General features: G+C 35.8%; 14 protein-coding genes, 2 tRNA genes and 1 pseudogene. 3 read left to right on the top strand and 14 right to left on the bottom strand.

The features are described 5' to 3' along the window. Window positions 1-95 precede the first annotated feature (95 nt). The 5 genes from AST99_RS17720 to AST99_RS17700 form a co-directional block, all read right to left on the bottom strand. Window positions 96-1,751, bottom strand: coding sequence for a DUF6377 domain-containing protein (locus AST99_RS17720; RefSeq protein WP_069727878.1), 1,656 nt, complete (start codon window positions 1,749-1,751; stop codon window positions 96-98). A gap of 341 nt (window positions 1,752-2,092) precedes the next feature. Continuing rightward, on the bottom strand, window positions 2,093-3,175 hold the full coding sequence (locus tag AST99_RS17715; RefSeq protein WP_057784083.1) for a DUF748 domain-containing protein: 1,083 nt from the start codon (window positions 3,173-3,175) through the stop codon (window positions 2,093-2,095). Between the two features lie 394 nt (window positions 3,176-3,569). Further along, window positions 3,570-3,644: transfer RNA gene (locus AST99_RS17710), tRNA-Pro, on the bottom strand. A 51-nt stretch (window positions 3,645-3,695) separates the two neighbouring features. Next, window positions 3,696-3,779 (bottom strand) — tRNA-Ser (locus tag AST99_RS17705). A 91-nt stretch (window positions 3,780-3,870) separates the two neighbouring features. Next, on the bottom strand, window positions 3,871-5,922 hold the full coding sequence (locus tag AST99_RS17700) for an HD family phosphohydrolase (protein ID WP_057784081.1): 2,052 nt from the start codon (window positions 5,920-5,922) through the stop codon (window positions 3,871-3,873). A 127-nt stretch (window positions 5,923-6,049) separates the two neighbouring features. Here AST99_RS17700 and AST99_RS17695 point away from each other — a divergent pair, with 127 nt between their 5' ends. From AST99_RS17695 to AST99_RS17685, 3 genes are all read left to right on the top strand, one after another. Then, on the top strand, window positions 6,050-7,228 hold the full coding sequence (locus AST99_RS17695; protein ID WP_057784079.1) for an acetyl-CoA C-acyltransferase: 1,179 nt from the start codon (window positions 6,050-6,052) through the stop codon (window positions 7,226-7,228). A 66-nt stretch (window positions 7,229-7,294) separates the two neighbouring features. Then, window positions 7,295-8,044 carry a C40 family peptidase gene (locus AST99_RS17690; RefSeq protein WP_057784077.1) on the top strand — a complete coding sequence of 250 codons (750 nt, stop codon included), beginning with the start codon at window positions 7,295-7,297 and terminating at the stop codon, window positions 8,042-8,044. A gap of 91 nt (window positions 8,045-8,135) precedes the next feature. Continuing rightward, entirely contained in the window at window positions 8,136-8,576 is a 441-nt protein-coding gene (locus tag AST99_RS17685; RefSeq protein ID WP_057784074.1) for a hypothetical protein, read from the top strand. A gap of 67 nt (window positions 8,577-8,643) precedes the next feature. On the opposite strand, the gene AST99_RS17680 is transcribed toward AST99_RS17685, so the two are convergent. From AST99_RS17680 to AST99_RS17645, 9 genes and pseudogenes are all read right to left on the bottom strand, one after another. After that, window positions 8,644-8,904, bottom strand: a complete 261-nt coding sequence (locus AST99_RS17680) for a hypothetical protein (RefSeq protein ID WP_057784072.1) — start codon at window positions 8,902-8,904, stop codon at window positions 8,644-8,646. Window positions 8,905-9,064: 160 nt separating this feature from the next. After that, window positions 9,065-10,801 (bottom strand): efflux RND transporter periplasmic adaptor subunit, encoded by a 1,737-nt coding sequence (locus AST99_RS17675; protein ID WP_057784070.1) that lies wholly within the window; start codon window positions 10,799-10,801, stop codon window positions 9,065-9,067. A gap of 5 nt (window positions 10,802-10,806) precedes the next feature. Continuing rightward, window positions 10,807-11,280 carry a DUF305 domain-containing protein gene (locus AST99_RS17670; protein WP_057784068.1) on the bottom strand — a complete coding sequence of 158 codons (474 nt, stop codon included), beginning with the start codon at window positions 11,278-11,280 and terminating at the stop codon, window positions 10,807-10,809. Window positions 11,281-11,419: 139 nt separating this feature from the next. Further along, the gene (locus tag AST99_RS17665; protein WP_209542135.1) at window positions 11,420-14,386 is read right to left on the bottom strand and encodes a heavy metal translocating P-type ATPase; all 2,967 of its coding nucleotides are present in this window, start codon (window positions 14,384-14,386) and stop codon (window positions 11,420-11,422) included. Between the two features lie 114 nt (window positions 14,387-14,500). Beyond that, window positions 14,501-14,623, bottom strand: a pseudogene (locus tag AST99_RS18970) (heavy-metal-associated domain-containing protein); the annotation flags it as partial. Window positions 14,624-14,692: 69 nt separating this feature from the next. After that, window positions 14,693-15,268 carry a helix-turn-helix domain-containing protein gene (locus AST99_RS17660; RefSeq protein WP_057784066.1) on the bottom strand — a complete coding sequence of 192 codons (576 nt, stop codon included), beginning with the start codon at window positions 15,266-15,268 and terminating at the stop codon, window positions 14,693-14,695. A 16-nt stretch (window positions 15,269-15,284) separates the two neighbouring features. Then, a complete protein-coding gene (locus AST99_RS17655; RefSeq protein ID WP_057784064.1) occupies window positions 15,285-15,821 on the bottom strand; it encodes a DUF3347 domain-containing protein in 537 nt (178 codons plus the stop codon). A 23-nt stretch (window positions 15,822-15,844) separates the two neighbouring features. Continuing rightward, complete coding sequence (locus AST99_RS17650; protein ID WP_157486453.1) at window positions 15,845-17,086, bottom strand: TolC family protein; 1,242 nt, start codon at window positions 17,084-17,086, stop codon at window positions 15,845-15,847. After that, window positions 17,083-20,258 (bottom strand): efflux RND transporter permease subunit (locus tag AST99_RS17645; protein WP_057784063.1); only part of this gene is annotated, 3,176 nt, incomplete at its 5' end. The genes AST99_RS17650 and AST99_RS17645, both read right to left, overlap by 4 nt.

Below are 20,258 nucleotides of genomic sequence, written 5' to 3'. Positions count from 1 at the left end.
ATTTGTTATAAAAACAAAGAAAAATTAGTAAATTGAAGTGAATACTTATCAGAAAAAAGTAATTTTTAAGGGATAATTATGTGTAAATATTAATTTTACATAATTTTTTTTACCATATCCTCAAATGTTTCTCTATCTAATGCGTTATTTCTAACCTTAACTCTATAGTTATAAATGGTATTTACAGAGTATCTTAAGATTTTAGAAATCTTAGAACTGTTAACAATCCCCAATCTAATAAGAGCAAAAATGCGTAACTCTACGGTTAAAGTATTTTCTTTTTTAACCACAATTTTCCCCTCTTCTTTTAACAATGCATTAAAGCCTTCAATAAAATTCGGGTAAATATGTAGAAACGATTTATCGAAATTAGTATAGAATAATTTTAATTCCTCATCTATAATATTTTTTGACTTCACCAGTTCTAGCAAATCATTGGTTTTATTAGTCACAATGTATTTCCGAACATTCTTTCTGTAATTATCTAACTTATCAATATACTCCGAGTACAAATTTAAAAAGCTACCAACGTATTGTTCTTTTATGGTATCTACAGCAGACAATTCTTCGTATAACCGTTTCAGATCTGTATTAGAACTATTTAATTGCTCGTTTAAATCCTTTAATTGCAAATTGGCCGTTTTTAAATGCTCACGTCCAATCTTTATTTTTCTGAATTGTTTAAAAATGAAAAATAAGGCTACAGCTAAAATTAAGGACAACACACTAATAAAGATGAGTTGCTTTTTAAGTCGGTTACTTTGTTTAATGTTTTTAGTTTCGTAAGCTTTAGCAATGACCGGTAAAACATTAGATATATCTAGAAATCGTAACTTAGAATTGTAAAATTTGGCATCTTCAAAAGAAAAACTAATATAATTATGCGCTTTATCTACATCACCTTCTTCAAAAAGAATGACTGCTAAATTAGACATAGAAGCATTATCTTTTACCGACGATTGAATGTCTGAGATTGCAGATAATATCAGATATTTTTTTTGATCAATTCTATTTCCATGCAATTCATAACTCATATAAGAGCGGTCAAAAGCTACCATTGCAAATTCTCGCGACCCCATTTTAGCCATTGCTAATCGTTTGGAGTTAACTTCTAAAGCTTTTTTAGTGTCCGCTGCATCTCTATAGTTTTGCTCAATCAATTTTAAATACAAATCAGAATTAGCATCGAGTTTAGAGATTTGTGCATTTAACGAATCCTTATACACAAAGTACAGCTTGTTATATTTATTACTGATATTTTTTACTGTAGAAATGCTTCGCAGCTCTGAATAACATCTTTTGTAAATGATATAGTATGCTCTAATTAATTCGTCGGATAGGTTTTTAGATGAAATGTCTTCTAGTAATTTTATAGATTCATCATATCTTCCTGAAGTCGCTAAAAGTTTAGCTAACCTTAAAGTAGATTCTTTTATAAAATAAGAATTATCAATTGCTTTGGCAATGGCAAGATTCTCTTCAATGTAATGGAGCGTGAAATCAAAACTATAATATTCATACTCGCTGATTAACTTTTTAGTTAAGAAATATTGATTTTCAAGGGACACATTGGGTTCAGACAAATGTATTTTCAAATTTGTAATGCGTAATTCTTTGGCCTGATCGTAAAGTTCTCTTTTAGCCATTTCGTTTTCCAATTTCACAATTAACGAGTCTAATTCGTTAGTCGCATAAATTGAACTGCTTACATTAAGCAATATGATAAATAGGAGTGTTTTATAAATGTTCATATTATGTTTTAAAAGATAACAGCTATTCTTGAAGTATAAATTTTATAAAATAATGCTTTTCGGTTTTTAAGATATAAGCCTTTTAGTTAGATACTTAGAGTCCTTTTTTTTAGAAGGTTGTTTGTAATTATCGGTACGAGATCTACGTTATATCATACTTTAGAGCAAATTGATATTATAAACATACTAAAAGATTTCATGCTAAAAAAAGCTAATAATGATAGTTAAATACCAACTAACTCTAGACGACAATACTTCAACATAATTAAAAGCAGTCTGAGGTTTTTCAGATTAAAAACCTTTTAAACGACTCTTTTTAGTCGGTTTTACGCTGCTATACATTATTTAGTCTCTTTAAAAGCATCTTTAAATTCTATGGTACCATCTGTTTCATTCTGAAAAGCCTTAATCCAAGCATTTTCAAAAATACCGAAGATAGTAGGTAACACACCCGCTTCAACATTATTTAAATCGCCTTCAATTGGTATTTCCGTAGCTAAGCTATTGGTCTTATGATTTTTTACTAAAAATTTAAAAAATCCAACCAAACCTTCCCATAACGTATCCAAAAATCCATTTTCTTCTCCAATTAACTTCGTCTTTATTAGTAAGGGTTTCATATACCCTTTTAAGAAACCGTCTGCAATAGCTAATTCGCTATATAATTCTACCGTACCACTCTCAAAGTCGATGCCTGCATAATGATTACTAAAATCATTTAATGCTGTTGCGTTGGCTTTTTCCAGAGAAAAAGCAATATCCATATCAGGAATATCTTTTATTAAATTAAGTTTTCCATCTAATTTGACTTGACCACCACCAAAAGATGTCCCTGTAGCGTGTATTGGAGAGGGTAAAACACGCTCTTTTTCAACAACATTCCTTAGGTTATCGGCCGTGAGTTCTAATTTTTCAACAGATAAATCAATATTAGGATCTGCAGATATTTGAACAAAGGCTAGCTTGCCATTATGTAATTCAAAATGATTTATGCTTAACGGCACCAAATCGGTCAATACTTTTGTCCAATCTTCCTCTTCCGTCTCTATCGTATCCGTTTCGGTATTTTGATCTTCAAAAACGTATGTCAATTCGGAATCATTCATAATTATTTCAGCAACCACACGTCCTTTAAATAACGATTTCCACTCAACAGAAATATCTGTTTCAGGAAAGTTTAAAAACGGGACTTGGGTCTCTGCATCTACTTTATTAAGATATAAACCATTAATACCATAGGCTCCTCGGTATAAAGCAATATCAATGCTCTCTACATGACCGTAGTAGCCCGGAATTTCTGATAGACTTTTATTAACGTAATGTTTTACCAATGTTGGTAAATATATACGGAATCCTATTAGAAGAATTATAATAATGAATGGTATGATGTAGCGTTTTTTTCTGTAAAAGTGTTTTTTATTCATTATTAGGTTTTAGTTTAGGAGGATGGTGTGTTTAACGATTGTAGCTAATGACAGTATTTAAATTTCATGAAAAAAATTCAAAATAAATAATGATTATGCATTTTAAACATGTTTTGAAGGCTAAAAGTATAGATTTAATTAGTATTGAATCTCAAATCTAGTAATTAGTAGACTATATACCAAAACCTTTACGGAATTGATCTGTACTTAGTGATCTTGTTTTCCGCTCCAACTACAACCAAAGACAATACATTATAACACTAAATTGTGTGCTTTGTTATGAAAGAATATGCAGACTGAAGATATTGATATATGCTCATTACATAAGCTTAGTAGTGCTGCACAAAAACCTTTTAAAACTAAAAAAGCCTTACAGAAACTGTAAGGCTTTTTGTCGGGGTGGCAGGATTCGAACCTGCGGCCTCCACGTCCCAAACGTGGCGCGATAACCGGGCTACGCTACACCCCGAGGTGTATGTTTATCTTTAAATTCCCGATATTAATATCTAAAGACATATTGCGGAGAGACAGGGACTCGAACCCTGGCGACAGTTACCCGTCGACAGATTAGCAATCTGCTCCATTACCACTCTGGCACCTCTCCTAAAATAATGAACGTTTCAATATTTTTGCGGTTGCAAATTTAAGCTTTGTTATTAAATATCACAACCTTTTTTCCTCTTTTTTTATAAAAATTATTCAGGGTATTCTATTCGCAAATGGTAAATGTTTGCTAGCTTGAGTTTTAGCACTTTTTTAATAGATTGAATTTCTTTGAACGTAATGTTAGAATTTAAAAATTGACCTTCGTCCATCTGCTTATCAATTATACTTTCAACAAATGCATCAATTTTTGTAGAGGTCGGTTCTTTTAAACTTTTAGAGGCCGCTTCTACACTATCGCACATCATTAATATAGCCGTTTCTTTACTAAAGGGCTTCGGACCTAAATACCTAAAGTCGTCTATATTTACTTCATCTGGATGTGATTTCTTCTCCATCATATAAAAATAATACACTACACTTGTTCCGTGGTGCGTTCTTATAAAATCAATCACACGATCGGGCAAATTATTCTTCTTCCCTATTTCTATACCATTTAGTACGTGATCTACAATAATCTTCGCGCTTTCTTTAGGCGACAATTCATCATGCGGATTGATACCTGTAGATTGGTTTTCTGTGAAATATGTCGGATTCTTCATTTTCCCAATATCATGATACAATGCCCCTACACGAATTAACATACTATTTGCGCCTATTTCATTGGCACATGCTTCTGCCAAATTCGCTACGTTTAACGAGTGGTGAAATGTTCCAGGTGCCTTTTCTGCTAATTCTTTTAATAACTTGGTGTTGGTATCTGTAAGCTCCAACAGAGAGACATCTGATACTAAACCAAACATCTTTTCGTAAACATAAATTAAAGGTTGTACAAATAGAGTGGCTAATCCACATAAAATAAACATTAAAAAGGTTTCCCATTTTAAGTTATCAATACTCCCTTCATGAATCACGAAAAAGGCAAAGTAAGCTACAATATAGATTAAGGTAATCTGACCAATTGAAATAAACAAATTGGCACGTTTATAAAGTTCTGAGACCGTTAAAATAGTAACTATCCCTGCAATAATTTGCAAGAACATATACTCGTAACTATTCGGCACAATAGACCCCAATAACAGCATAGTAACCACATGTGTAAAGAGACCTAATCTAGAATCGAAAAAGGCTTTTAACACCAACGGCAACATACAAATGGGTACCACATAAATATAATGCGCATTATAATTTACAACCATAGAGGTTATAAATACCATAAAGAGCACGTTAAAAAAGATAAACGTAACTTTATTATTATTCTCAAACACATCGCGTCTATACTTTCTTAAAAACAACAATAACATCAATAATGCTAAGGCGACAAGTAGTGTATAGGCAAAGACAATCCAATTGTAATTAGAGGCACTCCAAACTTGCGATTCGTATTCAGATTCTAAAGATTTTAAAACTTGAAACTTATCGCCTTCAACCACTTCTCCTTTAGAAATTAAAAGGGTTTCTTTTTCAATACTTCCTCTGGTGTACGAAATTTTACCGAGTTCTTCTTCTAGTGCGCGTTCTGTAAAGGCTTTGTTATAAGTTAAATTGGGCTGAATAACATCGTAGAAAATAGACAAAAAGAGTTTTTCATAATCTTTTAAATTATAATCCATTAACGTCTTTAGCAACTGTGGTCTAATATTCTCTTGCTTGACTAAGTTTGAATATTCCGAGTTCACCTTCTCGACACGATTTTCTAATAGAATAACCGTGCTCTTAGCATTAAAATTATAATCTTCGTGAAGCACTCCAAAATGATAGAAAGCATTTAACAGCTTAGTCCCTTCGCGATATAACACCTTAGAATCTGCTCTTGGAATGGTGTCTGGAACACTCGATTTAAATGTAACTTCGAAGTCCTTAAACACTTGCTCTTTTATACCACTATCAATATCAAAATACCGAATGGCATTAGCCGTAATTTCTTGCTTTTCTTTCGAAATTTCTTCCGGACTTTTTTTAATCGCAAAATTAAAGGGCGCATATAAATTTTCCGACTGCCAAGGTTTACCCTTCTCAAAGTCGTATTTAAATCGTCCACTTTTTGGAAATAAATACACTATTAAAAAAGTCGTGCAAATAAAAAGCAATACTTTATATAACAAGGTGTGATTCCTGTATAAGGTATTTACAAAGTCTTTCATGTATGTCTTTAAGGAAAAATCAAATGTAATAAATTAAAGCGTTTTTAACAGGTTTATAAGAAAGGAATCCTTCCTAAATCCTATTAATTTCATTAATTTCGCAACAATTAAACCTAAAAACATTGTTATGAGTAAAGAAGTCGTTATAGTTTCTGCTGCAAGAACTCCTATCGGAAGTTTTTTAGGTACACTATCAACAATTCCTGCGACTAAGTTAGGAGCTGTTGCCATAAAAGGGGCTCTAGATAAAATTAATCTAGATGCCAGTCTGGTTGATGAAGTTTTTATGGGGCAAGTTGTTCAAGCGGGTGCTGGACAAGCTCCTGCCAAACAAGCAGCAATTTATGCTGGAATCCCTAAAACCGTGCCTTGTACTACAGTAAATAAAGTTTGTGCATCTGGTATGAAAGCTATAATGAACGGCGCTCAAGCCATTGCCCTAGGCGATGCAGATGTTGTTGTTGCCGGAGGCATGGAAAACATGAGTCTAATCCCGCACTATATGAACGCACGTACAGGTACAAAATTCGGACCTGTAAGTGTTGTAGATGGACTTCAAAAAGATGGGTTAACAGATGCTTATAATGACAATGCTATGGGCGTTTGTGCAGACGCTTGTGCTTCTGAATATCACTTTTCTCGTGAAGCACAAGATGATTATGCCATACAATCGTATACCCGATCAGCTTTAGCATGGGAATCAGGAAAATTTGATAATGAAGTTGTCCCTGTTGAAATACCTCAACGTCGAGGCGAACCTATTATATGTGATAAAGACGAAGAATATACCAACGTTAAATTAGATAAAATCCCTGCTTTACGCCCAGTATTTAGTAAGGATGGTACAGTGACTGCAGCAAATGCGTCGACTATAAATGATGGTGCCGGAGCGGTTGTTTTAATGAGTAAAGCAAAAGCTGAAGCCTTAGGTTTAAAACCTCTAGCCGTTATAAAAAGTTATGCAGATGCGTCTCTAGACCCAGAATGGTTTACTACAGCGCCTGCTAAAGCCTTACCAAAAGCCTTAGACAAGGCAGGTATATCTATTCAAGATGTCGATTATTTCGAATTAAATGAAGCTTTTGCTGTGGTCGGTTTAGCCAATATGAAACTCTTAGGATTAACAGATCATAATGTAAATGTAAACGGTGGCGCCGTATCTTTAGGGCATCCTTTAGGGTGTTCAGGTGTACGCATTATCATCACACTTTTAAATGTTTTAGAACAAAACAACGCTAAAATTGGTGCTGCAGCCATTTGTAATGGCGGTGGCGGGGCATCGGCCATGATTTTAGAACGACTTTAAATCGCAATATCTTTTTTTAAAAACTCATTAAATTCTATATTTAGACCAAAATTCAACAGTTAATTAATGCAATACGGCGTTTGTAATTTAAGCATTGTCCCTTTAAGAATAGAACCTTCTGATGCTTCAGAGCTTGTCTCTCAGGTACTCTATGGGGAACATTTTAAAGTTTTAGAACAACGAAAAAACTGGTGTAGAATCCGTTTGGCCTTCGATAAGTATGAAGGGTGGATTGATACCAAACAATATTTTGAGATAACTGAAGACATTTACTACAAATTAAATGAGGAACAACCTAAAATAGCTACCGATTTAGTCGAGTTTGTTAACGATGAAAACGATCAGCTCTACACGGTTCCTTTAGGCGCTACTTTAAATAGTTTAGACATTCTAAATCATACCCACGATGGAAGTATTTCAGACTCTGTTCTTCCAAAATCTAACCTTATAAATACAGCCTTAACGTATTTAAATGCGCCTTATTTATGGGGTGGAAAAACTCCTTTTGGAATAGACTGTTCGGGTTTAACTCAAATGGTTTACAAACTTAATGGTTATAAAATATTTAGAGATGCATCTCAACAAGCTACTCAAGGTGAACCTCTAAGTTTTATTGAAGAAAGTGAAGCTGGAGATCTTGCATTTTTCGACAATAATGAAGGTAAAATAGTTCACGTAGGAATTATTATGAACGACAATTATATTATTCATGCGCACGGTAAGGTTAGAATAGACAGATTAGACCATTCGGGTATTTATAACGTAGATAAAAATACGCATACTCATAAACTTCGGGTCATCAAAAAAATCATATAATACACTGTCTTTAGTAACATTCAAAAAACATACTTATATTCATGTTTTCTGTATATTTATACCAATAAACCAACATGTAAACACCGCTATTATGAAAATGACAATCAAAACCTTATTGGCAACATTTGCCGTATGCCTATTTAGCCTACAATATGTTTCTGCACAACGAAACATAAAAACAAGACCTGTTGTACATAAGACAGCAGCTGTAGGTTGGGTAAAATTAGGAACTACACATGCTAAACATACTGGAGATCACGATAAAATTAATGTGCCCGGACCATTCGATTCGTACCGAAAAATTAAATTTAAAGTGAAAGATGCTCCTGTAAACATGCACCGTTTAGTAGTGAATTATGAAGCTGGAGCTTCTCAAAAAGTTGAAACGCGTTTTACGATTCCTAAAAATGGAGAAAGCCGCGTTATAGATTTAGTAGGTGGTAAACGTAAATTAAGAAGTATAGAATTTTGGTACGATACTAAAGGTATTTTAAATGGTACTGCAGATGTAACCTTGTATGGATTAAAATAAGCTAACACTTCACTACATATTATAAAAGCAAAAAGCTAGTCTGTTATAGACTAGCTTTTTTTTATATTTAAAAGGATAAATATTCCCTTGGTATTGCATTAAAACCGACATCGTTAACGGCTTCTTCAATAAACCTAACTTCAATCATCTTAGAGACCGATACTCTAAATTGTTTAGGAAAAACAACATCCATAAACTCCACAGACTCTACACCGTCTAACGCCATTATGGCCTGTTTAATTTTAATTAATTCTTTATGTTCTGAAGCATTTGTTGTAAACATTCGAGGATGATTCTCTGGTATTACATTATCTAATAAGACTTCCATTATTTAATTTTTTAATTAATTATGTTATTAAAACAGACACAAATTAACATTAAAATTTTTAAACAATAGCACATAACCCATAGTTTTTACTTATAAAAATATTATAGTATTCTTATAAAAGCAATCTAGTTCTTATTATAAAATAAAAAACACACCTTTTTTACCCTACGATTTTGTCATTTTCGCCACATGTTAACATTCGCTCTCCGTAGTACGGATTCAATATATCTGCAGATAAACTCAACCAATATCCGCCATCATTTTGATTGGCCATCGGACAAAATTGCACATACACTTTTTGCGAAACACCATAATTTTCTATCAACGTTTTTAAATCTAAACTCAATTTAGAAAACTGTAAACGCAAAGATTCCAGCTCAGTAACATTTTGAATATCAAATAAATCCTTTTTCATCTGCGATGATATCGCTAACCATGTTTTCATCATTTCTGGACGATTAGAAATAGTATGTCCATCTACTGCATTTAACATTTCCAATACCTGATTTGATTGTAGCATAGCCGATTCAAAATCACTTCCCACCAACGCATCTTTTAACGAGATATAAGCAACTAACACATTTCCTAAGGCATTCTGAAATAATTCAGGCACCTCTTGAAATTGTTCCGAAGCCATAGGTTTAGTCTGAATCGTATGAGTGTCTTTTTTTGTCATCATAGAAGCTTTTCCTTGCAATTGTGCCGCAGCATCAACTGTAAACGTACCATGAGTAACAATTATATCTCCTGCAGTTAATCCTTCTAAAACCTGATAAGTCTCCCCTATTTTATTTCCAAGTACGATGTCACGCATTTCAAAAACAGGTGCATCTATACTGACTTTTAAATACACTATAGAGCGCTTTCCTGTCCACATCACTGCAGAAGTAGGAATAGTAATCTTAACCTTCGTGTTGGTATCTTTATTAGTTTTAATGACACCTTCCACAAACATTCCTGGCTTAAATAAGTGCTCTGTATTTTGTAACACCGTTCTAACATTCACAGTACGCGTCGATGCATTTAATATCGGGTCTATAAAAGTTATTTTAGATTGAAACTTTGTATTAGGATAAGATTTTACTGAAACATCTATCAACTGTCCAACCTTTAAGCTATTAATATCAGATTCGTACGCATCAAACGTCGCCCAAACCGTATTTAAATTAGCGACTTTAAAAATCGCTTTTCCATCCATAATATGGTCGCCTGTTTTCGCTGAAATTTCGGAAACCGTTCCCGACACATGCGAGTATATTTTAAATTGGGTAATAACCTCTCCAGAGGTTTCGATATCTTGCAATTGCTCATCATGAATCATCCAATTCTTAAATTTATTACGTACCGCATTATACAATTCAGGCTGAGTTGATTTTAATTGATAAGCCGTAATTAATTCTTGTTGCGCATTAATTAACTCCGGAGAATACACTTTGGCAACCAACTGACCTTTATGGACCTGCTGCCCGAGAGAGGTGACATATAATTTTTCTATCCGGCCATTAAAATGTGCGGGCTGAATAAATAACTCATCATCATTCACTTGAATTGTTCCTGATAATTTTAAATGTTGAGACGTATCATTCGTTTCCCCCACAACAGAGGTTGTAATATTTGCTAAAGCTTCAGCGTTTTTAGTCAGCTTGAATTGTTGTGCTGTTAAACCACTGGCATCTGTGGTTACAGGAATTAATTCCATCCCACAAATCGGACAATCGCCTGCCTCCGTTTTCATAATTTGAGGATGCATAGCGCAGGTCCACATGGCATTTGTAACCTCATCTGAAGTATGCTCATGAGTTTCATGAGTTTCCGAAGTAGACGTTCCAAAGAGCACATACCCTAAAAACAGCCCGACAACTAATGCTAAAGCAACATATATATAATGATGTTTCATTCTAATTATTTATTTTCTAATCGTTTAATCATCCCTTTCATCTCTTCAATTTCTTTCTTTTGCGCTTCAATAATATCTTCTGCCAATTGTTTCACTTCTGGGTCTTTAATATCGGCACGTTCACTGGTAAGAATAGCTATAGAATGATGCGGAATCATCGCTTTCAACCACAACAGGTCGCCTACAATTGGTTTTTGTGCACGAACCAAGGATAATGCTGTAATAAATAACACCAAACTACCTGCGACGATGGCGCGGTTCATTTTTTTATTTTTATACATTTTAAGCATGAATGCCAACATAATTACAGCCATTGCCGAAATCCCTAAACAGGACATATAGAATCGTGTTAAACTAAAATACACATGGTCTATGGCATATGTATTTAAATACATTGTGATATACATGGCCACAAATGAACAGCCAAGCATAATAAAAAATGTTTTGTACGGATTTTTATGTGTGTTTGAATTTTTCATGATAAATAGTTTTTATAGACTATCTGTAATTATCATAAGCCCAAACAAAATTCATTTTAGTTCCCTATAATTTGAAAATGAGGAATAACAAATTCTGTATGTCAGTCCTTTAATGAAGGATTACAGATTTTCATAATTATTAATTAATCTTACTTGATTTTAACCTTAAAGCATTCGCAATAACAGACACAGAACTAAAGCTCATCGCTAATGCAGCAATCATAGGTGACAATAATATTCCGAAAAACGGATATAACACACCTGCAGCAATCGGTACACCCACCGAATTATAAATCAGTGCAAAAAACAAGTTTTGTTTGATGTTTCTCATAACGTTATTACTCAGTTTTTTGGCTTTTACAATCCCATGTAAATCCCCTTTTACTAAAGTAATTGCAGCACTTTCAATTGCCACATCGGTTCCTGTTCCCATAGCAATACCCACATCACTTTTAGCTAATGCTGGCGCATCATTCACACCATCACCTGCCATAGCGACAACTTTTCCTGCCTTTTGTAAGGCTTCAACTTCACTTAATTTGTCTTGAGGCAACATCCCTCCTTTATAATGTTCTAGCCCCAATTCTTTAGCCACTGCACTAGCCGTAGTCTCATGGTCCCCCGAAAGCATCATTACATCAATACCTAAGGCTTGTAATTCGTGAATAGCTTTTTTACTGCTAGCTTTAATTTTATCGGCTATAGTGATATAACCTTTCAAATCGCCATTTACAGCTAAAAAGGACACCGTTTGCCCCTGTTGTTGTAAAGCCAAAAGTTCTGATTGTATGGCTGAAGGAAGTTTGGCTTGCACCCGTTCCATCAGTAACTCATTTCCTAAGGCCACCTTATTATGTTCGATAATACCTTCTACACCTTGTCCTGAAACAGAGTTAAATTTTGAAGATTTTAAAAACGTCACATGTTGCGCTTTACCATACTCTACAGTAGCTTCTGCCAAAGGATGCTCACTTTGTGTATTTAAAGATGAAATATACTGAAGCACTTGGGCATCTGTAAAATCTTCGGACACACTTTTTACCTGTTGTACCGATGGTTTCCCTTCTGTAATGGTTCCTGTTTTATCTACAATTAACACCTCAACCTGATGCATACGTTCTAAAGCTTCAGCATTTTTAATAAGCACACCATTTTGAGCGCCCTTACCAACGCCGACCATGACTGACATAGGCGTGGCTAAACCTAAGGCACACGGACAAGCAATAATTAAAACGGCAATGGCATTTACAAATGCAAAGGCATATTTAGGTTCTGGACCAAAAATGACCCAAAGCACAAAAGTGAGTATTGAAATTCCCACAACAATGGGTACAAAATAGCCTGAAATTCTATCAGCTAATTTCTGAATCGGTGCCTGACTACGACTCGCTTTATTAACCATATCTACAATTTGAGACAACAAAGTATCTTCACCAATTTTTTCAGCTTTCATTAAAAATGATTGCTTACCATTTATAGTTCCTGAAGTCACTTGGTCGCCTTCCGTTTTAGTCATAGGAATGGGTTCTCCTGTTATCATAGATTCGTCAATTGTACTTTCACCTTCAGTAATCGCACCGTCTACAGGTATTTTATCACCAGGTTTTACGCGTAATATATCACCTAATTGTATGGCATCAATCGACACATTTTCTTCTACGCCATCAACCACACGCACGGCCGAATTGGGTGCTAATTTCAGTAATTCCTTAACAGCATCGTTAGTGCGCTTATGAGCTCTGGCTTCTAAAATTTGCCCCATAAGCACCAAAGTTAAAATCACCGTGGTCGCTTCAAAATACACATGTACGGTTCCTGATGCTGTTTTAAACTGGTCTGGAATACCCTCGGGAAACAACAAACCAAATACACTAAACAACCAAGCCACACCTGCTCCTATTCCTATTAAGGTAAACATGTTTAAGTTCCATGTTTTTATAGAACGATATGCACGCTCAAAGAACATCCAAGTCGCATAAAACACTACCGGAATCGATAAAGCAAATTGCACATAATTCCAATAGTTTAAAGGCATGAGGTTGTATAATGGATTGTTCGGAATCATCTCGGACATGGCTATTATAAAAATAGGCACCGTAAATCCGACGGCCAACCAAAACTTATTAAGGAGCTTTTTATAAGACGGATCTTCATCTGCCTCCTCACCTGCTACAGCTATTAAATCCATACCGCAAATAGGACAATCGCCTGGTTCATCCTCTACAATTTCTGGATGCATTGGGCAAGTATAGGTTGTTGCACTAGGTTTTAAACCTTGTTCTTTTACCAAATCCATACCACACACTGGGCAATCTCCAAACGTATCATAGGTTTTATCACCTTCGCAATTCATCGGACAATAATATGTGCCCGCACCCATATCTTTAGGTGTTTGCTTTGGTTTGGGTTTTGGAGCTTGTCCTAAAGGATGAATGGTATACGTATCTCCATCTGCTTGCAATACTTTTTGAAACGTCTCAATGGGAAGATGGGTCGTCATGCGAATCGTAGCTTCGGCGTTGTCTAAATCTACTGAGGCACTTTCAACACCTTCAACATCAGATAATAACTGTTCTACGTGACCACGACAGCCGTTACACGTCATACCTGCGACGTGAAACTTTTGTGTCATGCCATCTGAATCTTGTTTAGAATTGTCCTCTACTTCAATGGAATATTTATCTCCATCAGCTTGCAAAGCCTTCTGAAACGTCTCAATTGGAATATGTGTTGTCATCTCAATTGTAGCTTCAGCTTGTTCTAAATCTACTGAAGCATGTTCAACACCTTCAACATCAGACAATAGCTGTTCTACATGACCGCGACAGCCGTTACACGTCATCCCAGATACATGATATGTATGTGTCATCAGTTCTAAATCTTGTTTAGAATCATCCTCTACTTCAATGGAATATCTATCTCCATCTGCTTGCAAAGCCTTCTGAAACTCTTCAATCGGAATATGTGTTGTCATCTCAATTGTAGCTTCAGCCTGTTCTAAATCTACTGAAGCACTTTTTACACCTTCAACATCAGACAATAGCTGTTCTACGTGACCGCGACAGCCGTCACACGTCATTCCCGATATTTTATATGTATGTGTCATCAGCTCGGAAACTTGTTTAGACTTGTCCTCAACTTCAATGGAATATCTATCCCCATCTGCTTGCAAAACCTTTTGGAATCTCTCAATCGGAATATGTGTTAGCATCTCAATTGTAGCTTCAGCCTGTTCTAAATCTACTGAGGCACGTTCAACACCTTCAACATCCGATAAAAGCTGTTCTACATGACTGCGACAGCCATTACAAGTCATTCCCGATATTTTATATGTATGTGTCATGATTCTAAATTTTACACTATAAAATTACCACTTATACCTTTACTCCGCTTACAGGATTATGGATGATATTTATACAATTTTGTCGATGGTTTTGCGATTCCATTCAGCTGAAGCTTTATAAGTACTCATAGACATGCCGGTGATGGTTTTAAACTGATTGGCTAAATGGCTACTACTCGTATACCCCAAAACATCTGCGATTTCTGTAAATTGCAATTGCCCCAATTGCAGCAATTCTTTTACTTTTTCTATTTTCAGTTGTATCACATATTTCTCAATCGTTAGCCCCATATGCTTACTAAACAACTTACTTAATGCCGAATATTCCTTAGGAATGTGCTGAGTAAGTACTTCCGAAATGGTCTGAGAAATAAGCTGTGGATGCGCCACCGTTTCAATAAGTATGGTTTTAATATGTTCAATAAGTCGGTCTTCTTCTTGCTGAATCATTTCAAAACCGGCTGCTTTAAGATTCTCACTTAAAACCTTGTAAGTATCTGGAGCTATGGGAGCCGTTACCACATGTCCTAAATCTAATTGAAACACGGGCACACCCAAATCGGCAAGCATTTGGTTCACAGCCGATTTACATCGGTCGCAAACCATGTTTTTTATAAAGATATGTTGTTCCTCGTGCGCATCCATAGTTTTAAGTTTTGTATTATTTTATAGTCTCTTGTACCACGCCACAACGCAACATTTTATCTCCGTAATACGGATTATTTATCTCTTGTTCTACTGCTAACCAATTTGCTCCTGCTTTTAATGCCATCGGACAATGTTGCTCGTAAATTTCTCCTGAAGTAATTTGAGCTGCTAAAACAGGTTTTAATGCTGTGGTTAATTCTGAAAACAATTCGCGTTGCACCTTAATATCTTCTTGCTCTGATATTTTAGTAGCAATACGTTTCACACTTTCATCTGTAGCGTCATCAGCCAATAGCTTTGCTCCGCTTTTAGCTTCTGCATGGTCTGTTTGTACCAATGCATCTTTTAAATGTAAATAATCCTGAAACACTGTAGCAATACTATCTGTTTTAAATTCTGGCTTGGCTTGCACCGCAGTCTTCGCGTCTACATTAGCGTCTTGCTCATGTCCAGAAGTTTCCGTTTTATTAGCTTCTTGCTTACATGCTGTTGCCGTTAGTAATGTGATTCCTAAAATAGTGATTCCTAATAGGTGTTTTGCATTTTTCATAAGTATAAAATTTAATTGTGTATTTATTGTGTGATGTAATTGATTAATGTTTGCTGATTATAATAGGCCATTGTGGCCTCAATCGCTCTTATTTCATATGTTAACTGCAAGTCTTGAATTTCTAAAACTGCATCAAAATCGATACTGCCCGTTTCATAACTTTTCATCAAAATATCTTGAGCATGTTTGGCTTGATTTATATTTTTAATTTGAGTCTCGTAACTAATCCTTGCTGATTTTCTTTGCTTTACAGCAACATCTAAGACTGAAATTAATCCATTCATTTTTTCTGTTTTCTGCGTTTTATAAATGTCTTTTTGAAGTTCATGTTGTTTAGTTTTAGAAGCATAGGACGTGTTAAAAATAGGAATAGAAACCGTAAACATAGGCATAATAACATCTTTTCCGTTATCAACTAGTGTCCCATCTTGGCGCTCGGCTATGGCAATATAGTCTAAACCAAATCCTAACATCGGCGCACTGTTTTTCTGATTTAGAAGTTCCGATTGTTCTACAGAGGCATACAGTTTGTCGTATTGCAACAGTTCGGGATGCACCGGTGTCACTTTTTCCACTTGCAATATATTCTCTGTAGGAATTTCTAAAGTTGAAGTTACTGTAATCGATTCAGAGGTATGTCGATTTAAATCGGAATTAATTTTAGTTTGAACCCCTAAATAATCCTGTTCTAAAAGCTGCTTTTGTGCTTCAATTTCATTCTGTCGCATTTGTAATTTTAAAACATCTACTGCTGATGCTTTTCCAACGCCAACACTTGCTAAAGCCAAAGTTTCAAAACGTTTTAAAATCGCATACTGCTCTTGTAACACCTGCTGTTTTTCTGTTATGGCCCACAATTGATAATAATTCTGAGAAATAGACAACACTAACTTGCGTTGCGAAATGGCAATGTTTTCGTACTGTGCTTCTGCCAAAGATGTCGCATAATTTTCGCGTGCCGTTACAGTTCCAAACCAAGGTAGCATTTGAGTTACCGAAGCTTTAAATTTCTGAGGTCCAGTTCGTGTTTCAGGCTCACTAACAAAATACCCCAAACTAATATCAGTGTTCGGAATAACATGTGCTTCATGCACCTGTTCCGTCGCTAATTGGTAGTGTAAATCGGCATTAATCACATTCGGATTTTGTTTTAAACCCATATGAATTAAATCGGTTAAATCTTGTGCATATACAGGGTGTATCGTGCCTACAAAAGTCAGCAAGCACACACCTAATATTACATTATATTTTTGATGTGTTATCATGAGATGCGTTCGGTTTTATTCTGTTGTTTTTTAAGCATAAATTCTTGTTTCCAACTGTATAATACAGGAACTATAAAATACGATGTCACATCTATAATCATCCCTCCAAACACAGGAATAGACATCGGAATCATAATATCACTACCGCGACCTGTAGAGGTTAATACCGGGAATAAGGCTAAAATAGTGGTGGCCGTTGTCATGATACACGGACGAATACGTTTCTCTGCGGCATTCACTGCTGCACGGCGAATACTTGAAATGTCTTCGGGTTTATTTTTTTCGAAAGTTTGGGTTAAATAGGTTGCCATAATCACACCGTCGTCTGTCGCTATTCCAAATAAGGCAATAAATCCAACCCAAACGGCCACACTTAAATGGATGGGATGCATCTGAAATACGTGCCGTAGATTTTCCCCAAACACATTAAAATTTAAAAACCAATCCTGACCGTATAACCACAACATAACAAATCCTCCGGCAAATGCTACAGCAATTCCTGTAAATACCATGAGCGAGGTTGACACCGATTTAAACTGAAAATATAAAATCAAGAAAATAATAGCCAAAGCTAAAGGCACTACAACTTGTAAAGTCGCTTCTGCACGCAACTGATTTTCGTAAGTCCCTGTAAACTGATAAGTCAACCCTTTAGGAACGACCAGCTCTCCCGTTTTAATTTTCTCTTGTATGAGTTTCTGAGCGGTTTCAACCACATCCACTTCAGCAAAACCATCTAAAGTATCAAACAACACATAGCCGACTAAAAACGTATCTTCACTCTTTATAGCTTGTGGCCCCTGCTCGTATGTTATAGTCGCCAGTTCACTTAATGGGACGGGACTGCCTTGAGCCACCGGAATATAAATACCTTCTAAATCGGTCGGACTAGAACGTAATTCTCTCGGATACCGAACACGCACCCCGTAACGTGCTCTGCCTTCTACAGTTTGTGTAAGCACCATACCGCCAACAGCTACTTTTAATTCGTTTTGAACGGTTTCTATAGAAACACCATAACGTGCCAATTGGTCACGGTCAATATCAATTAACACATAAGGTTTCCCTACAATACGGTCTGCAAAAACAGCTTCCGCTTTCACGCCTTCTAAGTCTTTTAAAATGGGTTCTAAAGATTTTCCAAAGGCTTCAATCTGTTTTAAATCTTGTCCTTTTATTTTTATACCCATTGGTGCACGCATCCCTGTTTGTAACATAATGAGTCGCGTTTCTATGGGCTGAAGTTTTGGCGCTGAAGTCACACCAGGAAGTTGTGTTTTTGCAATTATAACGTTCCAAATATCATCTGACGATGTAATTTCTGGTCGCCAGTTTCTATAAAATACACCCTCTTTATCTGGAATTAATTGTGATGCTTCTACTTTTAAATCGATAGAAGACAACCCTGTTGTATGTTTTTGATTTGAAGATGTTTCATCATTTACATTCTTTACCAATCGACCATCTTTCAATACAAAAAGTCCATCTGCATTCACCTTAAAACGTTGACGCTTGCCATCAGCATTCAACATGTATTCCGATTTATATTGAATGATATTTTCATACATCGATAAGGGTGCTGGGTCTAAAGCCGATTCTGTTCGTCCCGATTTCCCTACAACCGTTTCTATTTCTGGAATACTCGCCACGGCCATATCCAATTGTTGTAAAATGCGCTTGCTTTCTGCTATACCCGCATGTGGCATCGCGCTTGGCATCAATAAAAAAGACCCTTCATTTAAGGACGGCATAAATTCTTTCCCCATATGTTTCATGATATAAAAACCACACACAACAATGGTTGTTGGAATACATAAAAACAACATTTTATGCGCCAAAGCCCATTCTAAAATGCGCGTATAATATCTTCTAAACACCGTAAAAAAACCTAAGACCCCAAAACAGACCACTCCCACAAAAATCAGGTTAACAAAAATGCTTTTAGAGACCCCTAATGGGCGCCAATATTCGGCAAGTAAACAGACTATGGTTATGGCAACAAGAACACTGTGTATCATATTTAGTCGAGATTCCGACCAGTTAAAAGTTGACTTTAAAAACCAAAGAACACCAAAAGCAACTAATACAATACCTATAAAATAACCACTAAACACGGCCCAACATCCAATTCCGACTAATACAATGTTTACAACAAGCGTAAACTGTTTTTTTATAGGCCGTTTTCTAAATATAAAAGCTGCAAATGGTGGAATTAAAAACAGAGCCACAATTAGAGATGCCGTTAAAGCCATCGTTTTTGTAAAAGCTAAAGGTCTAAACAATTTACCTTCGGCTCCAATCATAGTAAACACCGGAATAAAACTAATAATGGTAGTCATTACCGCTGTAATAATAGCTCCTGAGATTTCTGTTGTGGCACGATAAACCACGTCATTTATTGGTGCATCAGATTCATTGTCTTCTAAATGACGAATGATATTTTCTGCTAAAATCACACCCACATCTACCATCGTTCCTATAGCAATGGCAATTCCCGATAAAGCCACGATATTGGCACTTACTCCGAAGAATTTCATCGCGATAAACACCATAAGCACCGCAACCGGTAGTAATCCAGAAATAAGAATGGAGGCTCTTAAATTAAAGACCATTACGACAATCACTAAAATGGTAATTAAGACTTCTAGAGTCAAGGCGTCTTCAAGCGTATTTAGAGTCTCTTGTATCAGTATGGTTCTGTCGTAAAAAGGAACTATGGTGAGTTGAGATACGGTACCGTCAGCTAAGACTTTAGACGGTAATCCTGAATGCATCTCACTAATTTTCTGCTTCACATTGGTAATGACCTCCATCGGATTGGCTCCATAACGCGCCACGACAACACCTCCAACAACTTCGGCACCTTCTTTATCCAAAATACCACGTCGGGCTTCCGGACCTAAAGTCACATGGGCAATATCTTGTATTCGGATGGGCGTAAATGCCTGCGAACTTACCACAGCCTGTTCTAAATCGGAAATCGATTTTACATACCCCAAACCACGTACAAGATATTCAGCTTGATTAATTTCTAAGGTTTGTGCGCCAATATCTTGATTAGAGGCTTTAACTGCTTTCACCACATCTTGAAGTGAAACAGCGTATTGCTTCATCAATTCAGGATTCACATCAATTTGATACTCCTGAACATACCCGCCAATAGAAGCAACTT

Origin of the sequence: Formosa algae, assembly GCF_001439665.1 — a bacterium.
Classification (GTDB): Bacteria; Bacteroidota; Bacteroidia; order Flavobacteriales; family Flavobacteriaceae; genus Formosa; species Formosa algae.
This window is presented reverse-complemented; position numbering and strand designations above follow the sequence as displayed.

Coding starts and splice junctions, on each gene's coding strand:
- AST99_RS17695 (WP_057784079.1), top strand. CDS start 6,050: ATGAGTAAAGAAGTCGTTATAGTTTCTGCTGCAAGAACTCCTATCGGA.
- AST99_RS17680 (WP_057784072.1), bottom strand. CDS start 8,904: ATGGAAGTCTTATTAGATAATGTAATACCAGAGAATCATCCTCGAATG.
- AST99_RS17650 (WP_157486453.1), bottom strand. CDS start 17,086: ATGATAACACATCAAAAATATAATGTAATATTAGGTGTGTGCTTGCTG.
- AST99_RS17665 (WP_209542135.1), bottom strand. CDS start 14,386: ATGACACATACATATAAAATATCGGGAATGACGTGTGACGGCTGTCGC.
- AST99_RS17690 (WP_057784077.1), top strand. CDS start 7,295: ATGCAATACGGCGTTTGTAATTTAAGCATTGTCCCTTTAAGAATAGAA.
- AST99_RS17675 (WP_057784070.1), bottom strand. CDS start 10,801: ATGAAACATCATTATATATATGTTGCTTTAGCATTAGTTGTCGGGCTG.
- AST99_RS17685 (WP_057784074.1), top strand. CDS start 8,136: ATGAAAATGACAATCAAAACCTTATTGGCAACATTTGCCGTATGCCTA.
- AST99_RS17720 (WP_069727878.1), bottom strand. CDS start 1,751: ATGAACATTTATAAAACACTCCTATTTATCATATTGCTTAATGTAAGC.
- AST99_RS17660 (WP_057784066.1), bottom strand. CDS start 15,268: ATGGATGCGCACGAGGAACAACATATCTTTATAAAAAACATGGTTTGC.
- AST99_RS17655 (WP_057784064.1), bottom strand. CDS start 15,821: ATGAAAAATGCAAAACACCTATTAGGAATCACTATTTTAGGAATCACA.
- AST99_RS17700 (WP_057784081.1), bottom strand. CDS start 5,922: ATGAAAGACTTTGTAAATACCTTATACAGGAATCACACCTTGTTATAT.
- AST99_RS17670 (WP_057784068.1), bottom strand. CDS start 11,280: ATGAAAAATTCAAACACACATAAAAATCCGTACAAAACATTTTTTATT.
- AST99_RS17715 (WP_057784083.1), bottom strand. CDS start 3,175: ATGAATAAAAAACACTTTTACAGAAAAAAACGCTACATCATACCATTC.